The sequence below is a fragment of the Thiohalocapsa halophila genome, from assembly GCF_016583825.1.
GTDB lineage: Bacteria > Pseudomonadota > Gammaproteobacteria > Chromatiales > Chromatiaceae > Thiohalocapsa > Thiohalocapsa halophila.
Genome location: NZ_NRRV01000050.1, coordinates 26,945 through 42,585 on the forward strand (window position 1 = coordinate 26,945; position 15,641 = coordinate 42,585).

Sequence of the window (15,641 nt, forward strand, 5' to 3'; positions counted from 1 at the left end):
GAGCAGGCTCGGATCGGGCGCGATCGCCGCTGTCCGCGACGCTGCTCAATAGCCTTCGGTGGCCGGAACGAGGGGCTCGGGGTAGGCCGCGGTGCGCTCGATGCCGGTGGTGAGCCGCCCGTCCGGATAGAGGTCCAGCCAGCGGTATCCGGGGGTGAGCGTGTCCAGGGCGAACCGATCACTGTCCGGCAGGAACTGCACGCAGGTGGACGGGGTTGCCAGCAGACGCACCCCGCCGTGCTCCTGCTCGGCATGCTGGTGCACATGGCCGCAGATCACCGCACGCAGCTGCGGGTGATGCGCAAGCGCAGCCAGGGCTGAGGCGCCGTTGTCCACCTGCATGGTGTCGATCCAATGGCTGCCCATGGGCGCAAGGTGATGGTGCAGGAACACCAGCGTGGGCCGCTTGCTAGCGGCTGCGGCATGCTCCGCGATACCCGCCAGCACGCCCTCATCCAGGTGTCCGCCTGCCTGCGCCGGCAGGGTGGAGTCCAGCAGCAGCAGGTCCCAGGCGCCGGCGGTGACCAGGCGCAGCGCCGAGGCGGCGCCGGCGTCCAGATGACCCACAAGCAGGTCCAGGCGGTCGTGATTGCCTGGAATGCAGTGATAGGGTATTCGCAAGCCGTCGAAGCGCCGGCGCAAGACATCGTAGGCACCCGGCTCTTCGTCGTGGACCAGGTCGCCGGTGAGGACGATGCCGTCCGGCGGCCAGTACTTGGTCTGGGCCAGTGTCAAGACCGACTCCAGCGTGCGCCGCGTGTTTTGCCCGAGCAGGCGCCGCTGCGGGTCCGCGAACAAATGCAGGTCGGTCAGCTGTAAAAGCCGGTACGGTGCGGCTGCAGGCTGCTGCTGTTGCGCGTGGCCGCTGTCGCCCGCGGGCGGCGTTGGTGCGTCGGTGTCGGCCATGGATTATCGTTCGGAGCCGCCCCTGATGGGCGTCGAGCCCCGAGCTTGTATCAGGGCCGGCGCCGTGGGCAAGTAACTATTACCGATTCGTGATAGGCATCGCAGCCACAGCCGACGTCTTCCGGGAGCCCTGGCCGGCGCTCATGCAGCCCGCACCTGCGCATCCAGGGTGTTTGTTCCCGTGCCGGTGGGGACGTTGGCGCCGTACGGGCGAGCCGCTCGTAGCGAAACGTACACGTAGGGCGCGTGCCGAGCAACCCCGGAGAGCCTGACCGATGACGCTCAACGAGCTGCGCTATGTCGTCGCCGTGGCCCGCGAGCGGCATTTCGGCCGCGCCGCCGAGGCGTGCTGTGTCAGCCAGCCGACGCTCAGTGTGGCGGTCAAAAAGCTGGAAGAGGAGCTCGGTGTCAGTCTCTTCGAGCGCGGTAGCGGCGAGGTCAGCATCACCGAGATCGGCGCCGCCGTGGTCGCCCGGGCGCAGCGAGTACTGGAGGAGGCCGAAGGCGTGCTGGCGGTCGCGCGCAGCGGACGTGATCCCTTGGTCGGGCCGCTGCGCCTGGGCGCCATCTATACCATCGGGCCCTATCTGCTGCCGCGCCTGGTGCCGGCGCTGAACCGTACGGCGCCGTCCATGCCGCTGATGATCGAGGAGAACTTCACGGCGGTGCTGGCGGATCGGCTAAAGCGTGCCCAGTTGGACGTGATCGTGATCTCCCTGCCCTTCGACGAGCCGGGCATCCAGACCCTGACCCTGTACGACGAGGCCTTCGTGGTGCTGCTGCCCGGCAGCCATCCCTGGACGGCGCGCCCGGCCATCGACCCGGCGGCACTGGCCGGGGAGCGTGTGCTGCTGCTGGGGCCCGGCCACTGCTTCCGCGATCAAGTCCTGGAGATCTGCCCACAGTGCGCCAACGGCGGTACGGCGGGTATCGACGGCGGCCTCGAGGGCGGCTCGCTGGAGACCATCCGCTGCATGGTCGCAAGCAACGTCGGCATCACTGTGCTGCCCATGAGTGCGGCCCGCGAGGATCGACTCGGCGGCCAGATCGTCTGTGCCCGGCCCTTCGACGGTGCCGCGCCGTCGCGCCGGGTGGCGCTCGCGTGGCGTAAGTCCTTCCCGCGTTTGGGGGCTGTCGATGCCGTGGCAGCCGCTGTGCGTGCTGCGAATCTGGGGGACGGGATTGCCAGGGAGCCGACCGGCGGGCCCGAGCAATCGCAGCTCGACACCGGATAAAGTCGTACTATGGGGACCATTGGAACAAACAATTGCTGCCCCATTTGGCGAGGGGTAATGTTCCGGCGATAGTCACGCCGGCGCTCATGCGCGAGCACCTCCGGGCGCCAGCGAGCAGCGCGGGCCCGCGCCGACGCCGCGCTCGCGGCAGCAGGACCTTGACGGCGACCCCATCGGCGACCCCCATCCCTGAGCACCGCTCAGCACGCAACCCAGAGGATCCAAACATGGAGCTCAAAGGCAGCAAGACCGAACAAAACCTGAAAGACGCCTTCGCCGGCGAATCCCAGGCCAACCGCCGTTATCTGTACTTCGCGTCCAAGGCCGACGTGGAAGGCTACAACGATGTCGCCGCCGTGTTCCGCTCCACGGCCGAAGGCGAGACCGGCCACGCCCACGGGCACCTGGAGTACCTGGAGCAGGTGGGCGACCCGGCCACCGGCCTGCCCATCGGCGGCACCGACGTCAACCTGAAGTCCGCCATCGCCGGCGAGACCCACGAGTACACCGATATGTACCCGGGCATGGCCAAGTCGGCGCGCGACGAGGGCTTCGACGAGATCGCCGATTGGTTCGAGACCCTGGCCAAGGCCGAGCGCTCCCATGCCAATCGTTTCCAGAAGGCGCTGGACAATCTGGACGCCTGAGCCGGCCATCGGCGAAGCGCCGATTGGAGCCCACCGCAGCGGGTATGCTATACCCGCTACGGACGGCCCTCGGCACGACAGAAGGGGCGCGTTGCGCCCTTTTTTTGTGCGCAGCCGCCAGCGGTGAAATACATCGATCCGGTGGACGGGTCCAGACTCGGAGCATGCTGCTGGATCGGCAATTCCGGTCCCCATCCCGGCAGGAACGAGGTTGTAAACATGGCGCTCATCGACTCCTCCCCGGCCTGGCAGGCCCTCGCCGCGCATTGGCAGCGCATGGCGCAGATGCACATGCGCGATCTCTTCGCCGCGGATCCGGACCGCGGCGAGCGCCTGTGCGCAGATGCCGCTGGCGTGCACCTGGACTTCGCCAAGCACATCATCACCGACGAGACCCTCACGCTGCTCTTCGATCTCGCCCGAGCGGCGGACCTGGAGACCTGGCGGGCGCGGATGTTCGACGGCAAGCACATCAACAGCACTGAAGATCGCGCGGTGCTGCATGTGGCGCTGCGCAACCGCTCGGGCCGTCCCATGTCCGTGGACGGACGCGATGTCATGCCGGACGTCAACGGCGTCTTGGAGCGCATGCGCACCTTTAGCGACCGCGTGCGCGGCGGCGATTGGCAGGGCTTCACCGGGCGGCCCATCCGCGACGTGGTAAACATCGGCATCGGCGGCTCCAATCTGGGCCCCAAGATGGTCTGCACGGCGCTGACGCCGTATCAGTCCGAAGCGCCGCGGCCGCACTTCGTCTCCAACGTCGACGGGAGCCACCTGACCGAGACGCTCAAGCACCTCGACCCGGCGACCACGCTGTTCATCGTCGCCTCCAAGACCTTCACCACCCAGGAGACCATGACCAACGCCCAGAGCGCCCGGCGCTGGCTCGTGGACGGCTTAGGCTCCGAGGCGGCGGTGCGCAATCACTTCGTCGCCGTCTCCACCAATGCCGAGAAGGTGGCGGAGTTCGGCATCGACACCGAGCATATGTTCGAGTTCTGGGACTGGGTGGGCGGTCGCTATTCGCTGTGGTCCGCCATCGGGCTGCCGATTGCCCTGGCCGTCGGGTTCGAGCGCTTCGAAGCGCTCATCAAAGGTGCCCACGACATGGACGAGCACTTCCGCACCGCCCCGCTGGAGCAGAATCTGCCCGTTATCCTGGGGCTGCTCGGGGTCTGGTACATCGACTTCGCCGGTGCGCGAACCCACGCCATCCTGCCCTACGACCAGTACCTGGAGCACTTCCCGGCCTATTTTCAGCAGGGCGACATGGAGAGCAACGGCAAGCATGTCACCCGCGACGGCGCGCGGGTGGGCTATGCCACCGGGCCCGTGGTCTGGGGCCAGCCCGGCACCGATGGCCAGCACGCCTTCTACCAGCTGATCCACCAGGGCACCGAGCTGATTCCGACGGATTTCATCGCGCCCATCAAGAGCCACAATCCCATTGGCGACCATCACGCCAAGCTGCTCGCCAACTGCTTCGCGCAGACCGAGGCGCTGATGCGCGGGCGCACGCTGGAGGAAGCCCGCGATGCCATGCTCGCCTCCGGCATGGACTCGCACGAGGCCGCGCGCTTGGCCCCCCAGCGCCAGTTCGACGGCAATCGGCCCAGCAGCACCCTGCTGGTGGAGCAGATCACGCCCCACACCCTGGGCGCACTCATCGCGCTCTACGAGCACAAGATCTTCACCCAGGGCATCGTCTGGGGCATCAACTCCTTCGACCAGTGGGGCGTGGAGCTGGGCAAGCAGCTGGCTGGGGTGATTCTGAGCGAGATCCAGGCGGGAGATGTCAGCAGCGAGCACGATACGTCGACTACCGCCCTGTTGCGCTATTACCTGCGGCGGCGCTGACCGGCTCAGGTCCCCTGGATGCGCTCGTAGTATCGGCCGCGGTACAGCATGCGCGGCTCGCCGGCATCGCTGAAGCGCGTGCGCGTATGCAGGGCGTTGTTGCAGATGACCCCCCAGCCGGATTCCAGGCGCAGGCGCAGCACCGGTGTATCCTCGGCGGCGAGCACCTCACGCAGCGCGGCCACCGCAGCTGTGGTGGCGGCGTCGTCCCGCCAGTGGATATTGCGCTTGCGATCGGTGTAGCGCATGGCGAGGCTGCCGCCCTCGCCGCTCATGAACACCGGCCCCGTGCTGGCGGGGCGCAGCTCCTCGCCGTCGACGACGTTCGGCGGGATGGTCATGGCCTCGCTGTGCATCAGCGCCCGGATGTGCGCCGGGTCGCGGTCTCGCAGCCGGATGTAGACGATCTCCGGGTCCAGCAGAGCGTTCTCACCGCCCTCCGCCGCCGGGCGCACGCAGTGCAGGATGAAGGCCCGAATCTGGCGCTGCGGGCTGTTGTAATAGCCGTCTGTATGCCAGGCGATGGGCTTATCGGTGTAGGGAATGAAGCCGCGGTGCAGTGCGTCGGACTGGATGGTCACGGCGGTGATGGCGTCCTCGTCGGCACCGGGATTGTGGTCGAGGCGTTGCAGACCGAAGCGCGCGCCGAGCAGGCGCGGGATGGCCTTGTCCGGGTCGTCGCCGACCCGGCTGCGATAGACGGCCATGTTCCAGCGTCGGCAGCACTCGCGGATGGCCTCGGCCTCGGCGTCCGTGAGCCGGCGCGGGTCGTCGACCTCCACCACCAGGTCCGCCGGCGACTCGGGCAGGTCCGCGAGCTTGGCATCCCGCCAGCGGCGGTAGGCGTCGTGGTTGGACAGGGACAGGGGCGTGACGTGGCGAGGCATGGGGACAGCGGCGGCTGGGGTTGCATCGGTCGGAATCTTACAGGGACCTGGATGCGGCGGCATCCGCGATGCGGATCTGTGGCGCGCGGACCAAGGCCGCCGGATCGACACAGCGGTAGGCATGCGCGCCGGTCTTCATATACTTTGGTGGTGGAATCCCAATTACTCGAGGAGGGCGCCATGTCCGAGAACCCCTACCGGCATATCCTGCTGGCCGTCGACTTCGCACCGGAGTCAGAGGTCGTCGTGCGGCGTGCGCTCGCCATGCGCGATCGCTTCGATGCCAAGCTCACACTGTTGAATGTGGTGGAGTACGTCCCGCCTGAGACCGAGCTCGCCGGCGGCGCCTTCATGGCCGAGCCCGTGCTGCCGTCGGACCTGGACCTGGAGCGCGAGCTGGTGGACGTGGCCCGCAAGGAGCTCGACGGTCTCGGCGAGCGCATCGGCGTGCCCGCGGAGGACCGTATCGTCGAGTTCGGCCCCACCGGCCGCAGCATCGAGCACGTGGCCAAGGACCTCGGCGTGGATCTGATCATCGTCGGCGCCCGGGACCATACCTGGCTCGGCAACCTGTTCGGCTCCATCTCCCGCTCCCTGCTGCGCCACGAGGTCTGCGACCTATTGGCCGTGCGCATCGGCGAGCAGGAGGACGAGGGCTGAAGCGGGACCGCGCACCGCCCGATAATGGTTGCGGCGTAGGTCGGTGCCGACGCCAGGAGGCCCGACAACCGGGCGGTTGCGTTCGGCGCAGCGTCGGGCTTCGTGCCTCAGCCCGACCTACGGACCCTCAAGGCGTAGGTCGGTGCCGACGCCAGGAGGCCCGACAATCGGGCGGTTGCGTTTGGCGCAGCGTCGGGCTTCGTGCCTCAGCCCGACCTACGGACTAGCCCCTATCCCTCTCACTGCCTCGCCACCGGCGTCACCGTCAGCTCGGCCGCTTCGCCCTCGCGGCGCACCTGCACCAGCACCGGCTCGCCTACCTTGAGCGCGTTCAGCGCGTAGGTGTAGTCGTAGATATTCTCGATGCTGCGCCCGGCGACGGCGGTGATGACGTCGCCGGCACGCAGACCCCCGGCCTCCGCCGGCCCGCCCTTGGCGACGCCGTCGAGCATCACGCCGGCGACCTCGGCGTCGGCATAGGCCGGGATGGTGCCGAAGTAGGCCCTGAGGTTGGCGCGGCTCGCCCCGGTGCCCGGCTTCTCCTGGGCCACGTAGGCGGGCGCATCGGCCCCCCCGGCGAGGGCGGTGGACATCAGTCCCACCAGCCGGGCGATGCGTGTCAGCCCGTCGTAGTTCAGCTTCTCCGCCGTGTCCTCCGGGGTGTTGTAGTCGGCATGGGCGCCGGTGAAGAAGCTCAGCACCGGCACCCCGGCGAGATAGAAGGACGTGGTGTCCGTCGGCAGGTAGGCATCCGCCTGCAGGCGCAGGGGCAGGCCCACGGGCACGTTCCGCCGCTCCAGCTCCCGGCGCCAGCCGTCGCCGGAGCCGACGCCCTGCACGTACAGGTGATCGTCGAGGCGGCCCACCATGTCCAGGTTCAGATAGGCGCTCACGGTCGATGCCACCTTGCCGTCGCTGCTGCCGGCGGCCGCCGCCAGCGCCTCCACGAACGCGGCCGAGCCCAGGCGGCCCAGCTCCTCGCCGGTCCAGGCGGCGAAGACGATGTCCTGCGCCAGGTCCAGCTGGCCGGTGCGGCGGCGCGCGGCCAGATCCTCGGCGATCTCCAGCATCGCGGCGACGCCGGAGGCGTTGTCGTCGGCGCCGGGATGGACGCGCCCTTGGAGCGCGTCGCGGGAGGAGAGTCCTTGGCCGTCGCCGATGTGGTCCACATGGGCGCCGATGACGAGCACCCGGTCGCTCGGCGCCTCGCCGGCCTGCAGGCGCCCGACGACATTGCGGTCTTGGCCGGTGGTGGGGCGCAGCCGGATGTCCGCGGCCAGCTGCACGCCGTCGAGCGCGACGGCGGCCTGCTCCCCGGCGTCGGCCCGGGCCTGAAGCGCCCGCAGGTCCGCCCCGGCCGCCGCAGTGAGGCGCTGCGCCGCCGCGGCCGACAGCGAGACCACCGGCAGGCTGCCGCCGCCGGCACCCGCCTCCTGCGCCAGGGGCAGCAGCTGGTCCTTTACAGGCGTGTCCGGCCCGGGGGCCAGGATGAGCCCGCGCGCGCCCTGCTCACGGGCCATCAGGGCCTTGTAGCGGGGGTCGGCGTATTCCACCAGGTCCTGGCGGCGCGCCGCCGGCAGGTCGGCGGGCAGGTCGCGCAGGGCCAGCACCCATTTGCCGGCGACGTCCAGCTCGCCGTAGCTGTTGAAGTCCTGGCTGCCGTCGTCGCCGGGCGCGACGATGCCGTAGCCGGCGAAGACGACGGCTGCCGGGGCGACGGCGCCGGTGCCGGAGAAGGGCAGGGGACGCCAGTCCCGGTCCAAGGCGAGGGGCTGCTCGGCGCCGTCGGCACCGAGCAGCGCAAGCCGGGTGCCGTCCTCCAGGGTCACGCCCGCCGTGAAGCTGTAGGGCTGGAGCCAGCTGTCGCCGGGCTCCCCGGCGATGGCGGCGGCCGGCGCGAGCCCGATGGCGGTCATGGCGCGGGCGACATAGTCGGTGGCGAGCCGGCTGCCCGCGGTGCCCGTGCGGCGCCCGGCCATCGCGGTGGCGGTGAGCGCGTGCACATGGGCGCTCAGGTCGGCGGCGCTGACGGCGGCGTCGGTGGCGGGCAGCGCCGGGGCGTCGGCCGGGTCCGGGGCCGGTGCGGGTGCCGCCTCGGTGGCCTCGGGCTCGACCGCGGCGCCGGCGGGCGGCAGCCCCAGCAGCTCGCGGGCGGCGGCGTCGTCCCAGTCGGCCATGAAGATCTGCGCCTGCTTGGTGGCGGTGCGGCTGCTGGCCCAGGCGAGCTGGTCGCCGTCCGGCGTGAACACCGGCAGGCCGTCGAAGCCGGGCGTGTCGGTGACCCGCACCGGGTCGTGCTCGCCTTCCGCGTCGACGATGTAGAGCTCGAAGTTGGCGTAGCCGTGGGCGTTGTTGGTGAAGACGATGTAGTCGCCGCTGGGGTGGAAGTAGGGCGCCCAGGACATGACGCCCAGGTCCGTGATGGCGCGCTGGTCGCTGCCGTCGGCGTTCATGGTCCAGATCTCGGCGGTCTTGCCGCCGGGCTCGAAGCGCCGCCAGACGATGCGGCTGCCGTCGGCGCTGTAGAAGGGCCCGCCGTCGTAGCCTTCCTTGTCCGTGAGCCGGCGGACATTACCGCCGTCGGCGTCCATGACATAGAGCTCCATGAAGCGCGACGGGTCCTCTGCGACCGCGGCTTGGGTGGCGGCGTCCGCGTCCGCGGCGTAGGCATGGCGGTTGGAGGCGAACAGGATGGTCTCCCCGCTCGGGGACCAGGAGCCCTCGGCGTCGTAGCCGCGGGCGTTGGTGAGGCGCCGCGGCGGGCCGCCGTCGATGCCGGTCTCATAGATCTCGTAGGTGGGATCGTAGCTCCAGCTGTAGCGGCTGCCCTGGCCGGCGGCGCGCTTGTCCAGCTCTTCCTGCTGCTTGGCCGCGGCCTGCGGGTCCTGGTGGGTGGAGGAGAAGAGCACCCGCTGGCCGTCCGGGTGAATCCAGGCACAGGTGGTGCGCCCGGTGCCGGTGGAGATGCGCGTGGTATCGCCGGTGGTCAGGTCCAGCAGGTAGATCTGATAAAAGGGGTTGCCGGGCTCGCGCTCGCTCTGGAACACCATGTAGCGCCCGTCGGCGCTGAAGTAGCCCTCGCCGGAGCGGCGTCCTTCGAAGATCAGCTGGCGTGTGTTGCTGAGCAGCCTCGCCTCGTTGCCGCCGTCGGCGGCCGCCGAGGTCTGGGCAGGGTCGGTGTCGGCGGCCGCGGTCGCGGCGCCCAATGCCGTCAGCAAAGCCGCTGCGGCAGGTTGAATTCTCGGCATGTGCATGGATTCCTACGCATGGTGGTTCTTGACTGATGGCCCTGGGGCCACCGGGCCGCTGCGGCGGCCTTCTGGACCGGGTCGCCGAGCGCGCTCGCCCATGACGCTCGCGCACCATGACCCAGGACCTCAAGTGCGGCCATGCCGGGGTCGCGACAAATCGAGCAACCTCTGCTAATCCCGTGGATCTATCCGTCGGGGCCTGCCTGCAGGAGACGGAGACGCAGGGCAGAGATCTGCGCGGGCTGCGAGCTCAGCGGGCGCTGGGGATCCGACACGCCACCAGGGTGCCGCCGCCCGCCGCCGGCTCGGCCACACAGGTGCCGCCGAGCATACCGGCGCGATAGGCCATGAGCCGCAGTCCGAGCCCGCGCTTGGCGTCGGGTGCAATGCCCTGGCCATTGTCGCGCACGCGCAGGGTCAGCTCGGTCTCGCCCACCTCCAGGGACATATCCACATGCTTGGCTTCGGCGTGGCGCAGGGCGTTGCTGAGGGCCTCCTGGGCGATGCGATAGAGGTGGGCGGCCTGGTGCTCGCCGACGGCGCCGCTCGGGCCGGTATGCGTGAAGCGGCAGGGGATACCCGAGGCGCGCTCCATGCCGGCGGCGAGCTCGGCGAGGGCGTTCTCCAGCCCCGGCGCCGAGACCTCCGCGGACAGCCCGCGGGCGATGCTGCGGCAGCTCTCCAGCGCATGGCGCAGATAGTCCTCCAGCTGGGCGAAGGCTTCGGCGCTCTGCTGAGCCTGGTGTTGGTCCAGCTGCCGGCGCAGGCTGTGCGCGAGCATCACCAGTGCCGTGAGCTCCTGGCCAAGCCCGTCGTGGATCTCGCGGCCGAGCTCCTCTTGCTGACGGGTGCTGAGGTCGATGACATCCCGCTCCAGGCGGCGCCACTCCGTGACGTCCCGGCCCACCAGCACCCAGAGATTCTGGGTCGGATCGAAGCGGGCCGAGAGCTCCAGCGGAAAGTCGTCGCCGGTGGCCCGATGACCATTGAGCAGCTGCGGCTGGCGGTCTTCCCGGTCCACCAGCGGGTCCGCCTGCGCAGCGTCTGTGGCGGACAACAGCTTGCGTACCGACGTGCCCGAGATGTCGTCGGCGCTGTAGCCGAACATGGCCTCCGCGGCGGCATTGAAGCTCTGGATGTGTCCCTCGGCATCGGTGGTAACGATGGCGTCTGCGGCGGCGTCCAGCACGGCGCGCAGCCGCGCCTCGCGCTCCGCCAGCGCCTGCTGGGTGGCCTTGAGATCGCTCACATCCAGCATGCAGCCCAGCAGCCGCATGGCCTTGCCGTCGGCATCCCGATCCACGGCGCCGCGCTCGAGCACGTCGACATAGTCCCCGTCAGGGCGGCGGTAGCGGTACTCTGCCTGCCAGTCGTCGGCGGTGCCGTCGATGGCGGCCTGAACCTTGGCTTGGGCGGCCTCCCGGTCCGCCGGATGGATACCCTGGACCCACCAGTCCCGTACCCGCGACGGCGGGGAATCGGGCTTGCCGAACTGGCGCTCGTACTCGTCGCTCCACCACAGGCGGTTGCGCAGGACGTCGTACTCCCAGACGGCCTCGTGCACCACTTGCAGCGCCCGGCGCAGGCGCAGCTCGCTGTCGGCGAGGCGGCGCTCCAGGGCCTTCTGGGCGGAAAGGTCCAGCATCATCACCAGCACCCGCTCCAGGCTGGTCTCGCTGCCGGGGATGAGGGCGAACTGACAGAGCATGGGCAGCTCTCGGCCCGCCGCGTCGGTGATGACGTCCTCGCACAATGCGACGCGCTGGCCGGCGGCGAAGGCGGCCAACAGCTTGTCGAGCTGGCCGGCACAGCAGAGCGCCGGCAGCTGCCGTGGCATTACCACGTCCTCCGGGATGCCGAGCAGTGCGCGCGCCGCTGCATTGATGGCGGTGAGGCGGATGCCCGCGCGGCAATCGGCGAGGACCTGCGGATGCTCGCTGTAGTAGTCCGGATCCGCCGCCGATGGCCCCAGAGCCTTGAGCGTCTCTGACACGCCAGACCAGTCCTGCTCCAGCGTCTGGATGGGAGCATCCTCGAACAGGCGCCGGTAGTGGCGCTCGCTGGCGCGCAGCTTCGCCTCTGCGGCGGCCAGTGCCGTAATGTCCACCAGGGTGATGATCACGCCGTCGATACGGTCTTCCGCGTCGCGGTAGGGCAGCACACGGCGCAGCCATTGGCGACCGGCGCCGTCGCCCACCTGGCGCTCCGCGGATTGTAAGGACTCGAGCACAGAGCGGCAGTCCGCCAGCAGGTGCGGGTCGTCGATGCGAAATTGCAGCTCCGCGAGCGGGCGATCCTGGTCGTTGGGGCGCAGGTTGAGCAGCGCTTGGCACGCCGGCGTAAACAGCTTGATACGCAGCTCGCGGTCGAGAAAGACGGTGACGGTGTTGGAGCTGTTGATGAGATTGTTGATGTCGCTGTTGCGCTGCTCCAGCTCCGTCACTTTCTCCTGCATCTGGCTGTTGACGGTGGTGAGCTCCTCGTTCAGCGATTGCAGCTCTTCCTGCGAGGTCTGTAGCTCTTCGTTGGCGGATTGCAGCTCCTCGTTGGTGGAGATGACCTCCTCGTTGGCCGCTCGGAGCTGCTCGTTGGCGCTGCGCCAATCATCGATGGTGCTTTCCAGATCGTCCCGGGTGGCGCGCAGCTCGAATTCCAGCTGATCGATGGTGCTGTGCGCTTCCCCCGCGGTCTGCTCGATCACCTCGGCCGGCAGCGGCGTCTCTGCCGGCCCGCTGTCGCGGAAGGTCACCAGCAGCAGCCGCTTGGCGAGGCGGCTCTCGCGTACCGGGTACACCAGGACCTCCACCGGCACCCGGGTGTTGCCGCGCACGGCCTCGGCTTCGGCCACGCGCACCGGCCCGCGGTCGCGAAGCGCCGTCTGGCAGGCGGCGCGCACCGGCGTGCGCAGGCCCTTGCGCAACAGCTCGAGCAGCGAGCGGGTCGGCTCGCCGCTCGGCATCTCCAGGTAGTCCGCGGTGGGGCCGTGGTAGTAGAGGACCTCGTAACCCGCGTCGATCAATACCGACGCCGGTGCGTACAGCTCGCACAGCACCCGGCGCGCGGTGTCTTTGACGTCGACCCTCTGCTCCGGTGCCCATGCCGGCTGCGAGGCGATGCTCGGCGCCGGCGTCTGCGTACTGCCCGGCGCAATGCCGATGGAATCCTGTCGGCTCGGGCCGATCCGCCGAAAGACTCGCCAGCGCGGCGACAAGGCCTCGAACAGGTTGATATAGCGGCCGACGGCCTCGCTGCTGCCGAGGAACAGAAAGCCCCCTTCGTTGAGCGCGAAGTGGAAGCGGGCGATGATCTGCTCCTGCGCCTCCGGCTTTAGATAGATCAGTACATTCCGGCAGCTGATCAGGTCGATGCGGGAGAAGGGCGGGTCGGTGAGCAGGTTTTGGGTCGCGAAGACCACCGCCTCGCGCAGCGGCTTCACCACCTGTCGGCGCGCGCCGCCGAGGCTCGTGAAGAAGCGCTCCCGGCGCCCCGTGCTGAGGTCCTGCAGGGCCGCTTCGGTATAGATGCCCTGTCGGGCCTGCTGCAGGGCGGCCTCGTCGATGTCGGTGGCGAACACCTGCACATTCGCGGCACGGCCGCCTTCGTCGAAGGTCTCCAGCAAGAGCATCGCGATGCTGTAGGCCTCCTCGCCGGTGGTGCATCCGGGCACCCAAACGCGCAGCGGCTGCTCGTCGGCATGGCCCTGTACCAGCGGCTCGATGACTTGCTCTCGCAGCGCGCCGAAGGCGTCCGGATCGCGGAAGAAACCGCTCACGCCGATCATCAGCTCACGGTACAGCTCTTCCACCTCCGTCGGCTCGGCGCGCAGCAGGGCCAGGTAATCCTCGCTGCGGGCGGCCCCGAGGAGCTCCATGCGCCGGCGGATCCGGCGTCCGACCATGCTTTGGCGGTAGTCGCGGAAGTCGTACCGAGTGCGGGTGCGCATCAGCTCCAGGATACGGTGCAGCGCGCTCTGCTCCGCGGGCTCGGCGGAGAATCCCAACAGCGCGCTGGCACCGTCGCCGGGGCCGACGTGCTCCAGCAGCGCCGCAGGGATCTGCGCCGGCGTCAGGACCGCATCGGCAAGACCGGCATCGATGGCGGCCTCGGGCATGGCCGCGTAGTCCGCCGTCGCCGGCAGCTGCGCCACGGTGAAGCCCCCGGCGTCGACGATGGCGCGCAGGCCGGCGACGCCGGCGTCACCGGTGCCCGAGAGCACGACGCCCATGGCCGCGACGCCCCGGTCTTCCGCCAGCGAGACCAGTAAGCGGTCCAATGCGGCCCGGGACGGCTCGCTGCCGCGCAGCGGCGTCAGGCGCATGTGTCCGCCGCGGAGTGTGAGCGCTTGCGCCGGTGGCGACACATAGACATGGTCGGGGGCCGGTGCGAGGCTCTCGGCAGCGGTTTCGACGGGAATGCTGGTGTGCTGTTGCAGCAGCTCGACGAGCATGCTGGGCTGGTCCGGCGCCAAGTGCGGCGCCACCACCCAGGCGAGACCGCTGTCCGGCGCTACGGCGGCGAAGAGCGCCTTCAGCGCCTTGAGCCCGCCGGCGGAGCAGACCACGCCCACCACCGGCGCGCCGGGTGGGTGATTGCGGGCCTGCGGGTGGTCGCGCCGTCGCTCGGGGACGTCGGCAGCGTCGGGCCTCTGCACCCTGGGGTCTGCGTCTGGGTTTGACATCGGTCTGCGTCCGGTGGCTGTCGGGGTCGGGCGGACGCCCGATTGCGACAGCTACCCCGCCGGCGGTCCGCGGCGGGCTCAGGGCCGAAGGCTTGCTGGGCTCGACCCTAGCCCCTAGTCTCAAGCCTGCTCGATATGCCACTGCACGGCGTGGCGGATCAGCTCCCCACCCGTGGCGAGCTGGAGCTTGCGCTTGATCTTTTCGCGGTGGGTCTCGACCGTCTTCACACTCAGGTGCAGCCGCTCGGCGATCTTGGACGTGGACAGACCCTGCCCGATGAGTCCGAAAACCTCCAGCTCGCGATCACTCAGGGTCTCGATGCTGGAGCTGCCGGCGTCTTTCTTTCTGGCAAAGCCGTTGATGACTCGCTCCACCATCTGCTCACTCAGGTAGATGCGGCCTGCCAGGACATGGTGCACGGCCTCCAGGATCTGCTCGGTCACCTGATGTTTGTTGACATAGCCGCGGGCGCCGGCGTTGATGGCGCGCTCGGCGAACAGGGACTCGTCGTGCATGGAGCACACCAGCATCTTGAGCTCCGGCGCGTGCATCTTGAGGCGCTTGATGAGCTCGATGCCGTTGCCGTCGTCGAGCGAGATATCGATCAGCGCCAGGTCCGGATTCTGGGTGCGAACCTCCTCGATGGCGTCGCGGACATTGCCCGCCTCGGCGCACACGGTCAGATCCGGCTCCTGGTCGAATAGGCTGCGCAGACCGGCGCGAACCAGCGGGTGGTCGTCGATGATGACAATGCGGCTGGGTTGAATCGTCATGATATTTAAGGATGCTCCTCGTCGCTTCTATAGCACTTCATGCTGTGCGCCGCATGTTCCGGGACCTGGCATCGAGCCCGACGCCCGGCGGTTGCCGGCACGGTGGCATTGACGCTGGCCTGTTCTACTCGCCGGACTCTGCCCCGGGGGTCTGCCACGTCCCACACGACCCACGCCGCGGGTAGGATGCATGGTCCAGCACTTGATTTCGTAGCGGGGGCATCCGATCCGGCGCCTTGTTTTGCGCCGCCGGCGAGGGCAGCGCGACACCCGCATCGTCGCCGCGACATGTGTCGACCGTCGCATAGGCCTGCTCCGCCCGCAAGATCGACCTGATCGTCCCGAGACGCCGGTCAGGGGATGTCGGACATGGCGGGCTTCGTCTCCATACAAACCCCAACCCGCAGCCTGTGACAAGCACCAGCCTGGTTGTGGTGCAAGATGCGCTGACGGACGGTACCCTTTCGACCCTTGCCAGCGGCAAAGCGGGCAGTCCCGACGCGATGCTCTAGCCATTCCTGATGGACGGTTTGGGAGTGCACCGGATCTGCGTCCTAATGCCCACTCTTTTGAAGTTTGAAATGCGTGGCGGTGAGGGTACTGGTTCGGGAGGGCTGAGGGCTGAGGGCTGAGGGCTGAGGGCTGAGGGCTGAGGGCTGAGGGCTGAAGGCTGGCCGCGACATGCACATTGCACTTCGCGCGTCGCACTGATGGACTGCGTACCCCGTACCCCGTACCCCGTA

Annotated in this window: 9 protein-coding genes; 4 read left to right on the forward strand and 5 right to left on the reverse strand. The window is 69.1% G+C overall.

Annotated features, from left to right (window positions below; translation table 11 throughout):
- Positions 1–45: 45 nt before the first annotated feature.
- A complete protein-coding gene (locus CKO31_RS17900) occupies positions 46–906 on the reverse strand; it encodes a metallophosphoesterase (protein ID WP_200240156.1) in 861 nt (286 codons plus the stop codon).
- A 275-nt stretch (positions 907–1,181) separates the two neighbouring features.
- Between CKO31_RS17900 and CKO31_RS17905 the strand changes: the two genes are divergently transcribed.
- From CKO31_RS17905 to pgi, 3 genes are all read left to right on the forward strand, one after another.
- Positions 1,182–2,141, forward strand: a complete 960-nt coding sequence (locus CKO31_RS17905; protein WP_200240158.1) for a hydrogen peroxide-inducible genes activator — start codon at positions 1,182–1,184, stop codon at positions 2,139–2,141.
- 227 nt (positions 2,142–2,368) lie between these two features.
- Entirely contained in the window at positions 2,369–2,788 is a 420-nt protein-coding gene (locus tag CKO31_RS17910; RefSeq protein WP_200240160.1) for a rubrerythrin family protein, read from the forward strand.
- A gap of 219 nt (positions 2,789–3,007) precedes the next feature.
- Positions 3,008–4,648, forward strand: coding sequence for a glucose-6-phosphate isomerase (gene pgi / locus CKO31_RS17915; RefSeq protein ID WP_200240162.1), 1,641 nt, complete (start codon positions 3,008–3,010; stop codon positions 4,646–4,648).
- A 5-nt stretch (positions 4,649–4,653) separates the two neighbouring features.
- On the opposite strand, the gene CKO31_RS17920 is transcribed toward pgi, so the two are convergent.
- Positions 4,654–5,535, reverse strand: coding sequence for a TauD/TfdA family dioxygenase (locus tag CKO31_RS17920; protein WP_200240164.1), 882 nt, complete (start codon positions 5,533–5,535; stop codon positions 4,654–4,656).
- A gap of 180 nt (positions 5,536–5,715) precedes the next feature.
- Between CKO31_RS17920 and CKO31_RS17925 the strand changes: the two genes are divergently transcribed.
- Entirely contained in the window at positions 5,716–6,195 is a 480-nt protein-coding gene (locus tag CKO31_RS17925) for a universal stress protein (protein WP_200240166.1), read from the forward strand.
- Between the two features lie 239 nt (positions 6,196–6,434).
- Here CKO31_RS17925 and CKO31_RS17930 read toward each other — a convergent pair whose 3' ends face one another.
- From CKO31_RS17930 to CKO31_RS17940, 3 genes are all read right to left on the reverse strand, one after another.
- A complete protein-coding gene (locus tag CKO31_RS17930) occupies positions 6,435–9,443 on the reverse strand; it encodes a M28 family peptidase (protein ID WP_200240167.1) in 3,009 nt (1,002 codons plus the stop codon).
- Positions 9,444–9,696: 253 nt separating this feature from the next.
- Positions 9,697–14,097 (reverse strand): CheR family methyltransferase, encoded by a 4,401-nt coding sequence (locus tag CKO31_RS17935; protein WP_200240169.1) that lies wholly within the window; start codon positions 14,095–14,097, stop codon positions 9,697–9,699.
- A 147-nt stretch (positions 14,098–14,244) separates the two neighbouring features.
- Positions 14,245–14,898: a response regulator transcription factor gene (locus tag CKO31_RS17940; protein WP_200240171.1), complete on the reverse strand. Its 654-nt coding sequence runs from the start codon at positions 14,896–14,898 to the stop codon at positions 14,245–14,247.
- Between the last annotated feature and the right edge of the window lie 743 nt (positions 14,899–15,641).

What these genes read in the sequence shown, in the direction of transcription:
- CKO31_RS17905 (WP_200240158.1), top strand. Translation starts at nt 1,182, where the DNA reads ATGACGCTCAACGAGCTGCGCTATGTCGTCGCCGTGGCCCGCGAGCGG.
- pgi (WP_200240162.1), top strand. Translation starts at nt 3,008, where the DNA reads ATGGCGCTCATCGACTCCTCCCCGGCCTGGCAGGCCCTCGCCGCGCAT.
- CKO31_RS17940 (WP_200240171.1), bottom strand. Translation starts at nt 14,898, where the DNA reads ATGACGATTCAACCCAGCCGCATTGTCATCATCGACGACCACCCGCTG.
- CKO31_RS17925 (WP_200240166.1), top strand. Translation starts at nt 5,716, where the DNA reads ATGTCCGAGAACCCCTACCGGCATATCCTGCTGGCCGTCGACTTCGCA.
- CKO31_RS17900 (WP_200240156.1), bottom strand. Translation starts at nt 906, where the DNA reads ATGGCCGACACCGACGCACCAACGCCGCCCGCGGGCGACAGCGGCCAC.
- CKO31_RS17910 (WP_200240160.1), top strand. Translation starts at nt 2,369, where the DNA reads ATGGAGCTCAAAGGCAGCAAGACCGAACAAAACCTGAAAGACGCCTTC.
- CKO31_RS17920 (WP_200240164.1), bottom strand. Translation starts at nt 5,535, where the DNA reads ATGCCTCGCCACGTCACGCCCCTGTCCCTGTCCAACCACGACGCCTAC.
- CKO31_RS17930 (WP_200240167.1), bottom strand. Translation starts at nt 9,443, where the DNA reads ATGCCGAGAATTCAACCTGCCGCAGCGGCTTTGCTGACGGCATTGGGC.